Annotated in this window: 2 protein-coding genes; both read left to right on the top strand. The window is 38.9% G+C overall.

The annotated features are described in order from the left end of the window. Positions 1-546: hypothetical protein (locus J4D97_RS22855; protein WP_208309609.1), on the top strand; the 546-nt coding region annotated here is incomplete at its 5' end. Continuing rightward, positions 539-1,393, top strand: coding sequence for a class I SAM-dependent methyltransferase (locus tag J4D97_RS22850; protein ID WP_208309608.1), 855 nt, complete (start codon positions 539-541; stop codon positions 1,391-1,393). The genes J4D97_RS22855 and J4D97_RS22850, both read left to right, overlap by 8 nt. The last annotated feature ends 186 nt before the right edge of the window (positions 1,394-1,579 follow it).

The raw sequence follows: 1,579 nt of genomic DNA, 5'->3' as shown, positions 1-1,579 counted from the left end.
GGTTTTGAGAGTGCATATAATAGAGAAGCACCACAAATATTCATGATAAACTCAGACGTAATCGTAGACCCTCTGCTTACGGGAGAATTTCTATTACATGAATCTCTTCACCAAAAAATGAATGACTTGCAGGTCACTAGGCCGATTGTCATTGACTCCTATGACGATTTTATCAGCCACGAACAGGGTGACATCAAACTCCCCTGGGGAATTGGTAAACCACGACCATTTAGTCTGGTGAGAGCCCTAGCAACATTTCATGTATACGTTCATCTCTGTGTCTTATACAAAATGGCGATACTGAAGATTCACGCTGGTGAAAATGTCACTGCTTTCCCTGAAACTAAGGTTTGGAAACGGTTTTTGAACTCATACAATCGAGCACAGTACCTTTTGCAAAGCCTTAGAAGCGAGCGCTTAGTTTCCTATTATGGAAGAGAAGGGCTAGAGTTTATAAGCTGGCTTGACAACGTTTTAATATCTGTAACAAGCGACCCATTGATTAGCACAATAATTTCTTCTAAGCCCACAGATTATTATGAGTAATACCCTAGATGCTAGTGCGCTAGTAGCCCCATTATCGTCCCTTGCTAACGTTGAGGGTATCGTCTCGATACCCTATTTTTCTGGGATATTTGAGCAATTCGAGTCTTATTTAACTGCTGACGAAACTTGGGACCTTAGCTCTATCTTGAAAGTATGCGAAACATACTCAGCCAATACTCCAATTTTAGAGATCGGTTGTGGCAATGGTAGAGTGTCAATGTATTTAGCCGAAAATGGATTTTCAGTACATGGCATTGACAATTCTGTTGATGCCTTAAACAGATTCCAGAATCGTCTTTTAGCCAAGTCAAATATATCTAATAAAATTAAAATAATAAATTCAGATATAATCACTTATACAAGTCAATTTAAATATGAATTAATTATACTTTCAAATTTAACAATTCACCTTTTCAACGACCCAAACGCATTAAAATCACTATTTGTATCCGTAAGCGGTTTATTATCTGATTCGGGAAAATTCTGTTTTTCCATTTTTGAAGAAGCTAGTATCGAACGAATGTCCATGTACAAAGGCAATACTTTTTGTACACCATTCACCGATTATGGCGGTTATAAAAACCTTGTATGGAGAGCATTAAGGTTCGATGATTCTGACAATACGCTTGCTTTGTCTTGTTTTGTTCAGAACAGAGTTTCAGAATCGGAAATTTTAGGTTATCTGTCGGCACATAAAAATAAGTTCTGGAAGTTAAAAGAAATTTTCTCCATCATAGACGAAGATTCTTTTAGCTTGGTTAAAACATTTCGTGATTATGTAGAAGGTGGTGGGGCAAATGGCCTTGGAACCCAGACAATCGTTTTAGAGAAAGTTATTCGGAATTAGCTTTTTGTGGGATTCGGCGCTCTATGAGGTAGTCTAGCTAACCCGAACAGAATTGGGACGTTGTTTGAAGTGGTTTGGGGTAAGATAGCCGAGCGTGAAATGTCGGCGCTCAGCGTTGTAAAAGGGGAGTTTGACTGTACAAGCCAGCCTGCTAAGCGCTGAATGCAGGTTTTTAGCGCATGGATG

Origin of the sequence: Hymenobacter defluvii (assembly GCF_017589435.1) — a bacterium.
GTDB lineage: Bacteria > Bacteroidota > Bacteroidia > Cytophagales > Hymenobacteraceae > Hymenobacter > Hymenobacter profundi.
This window is presented reverse-complemented; position numbering and strand designations above follow the sequence as displayed.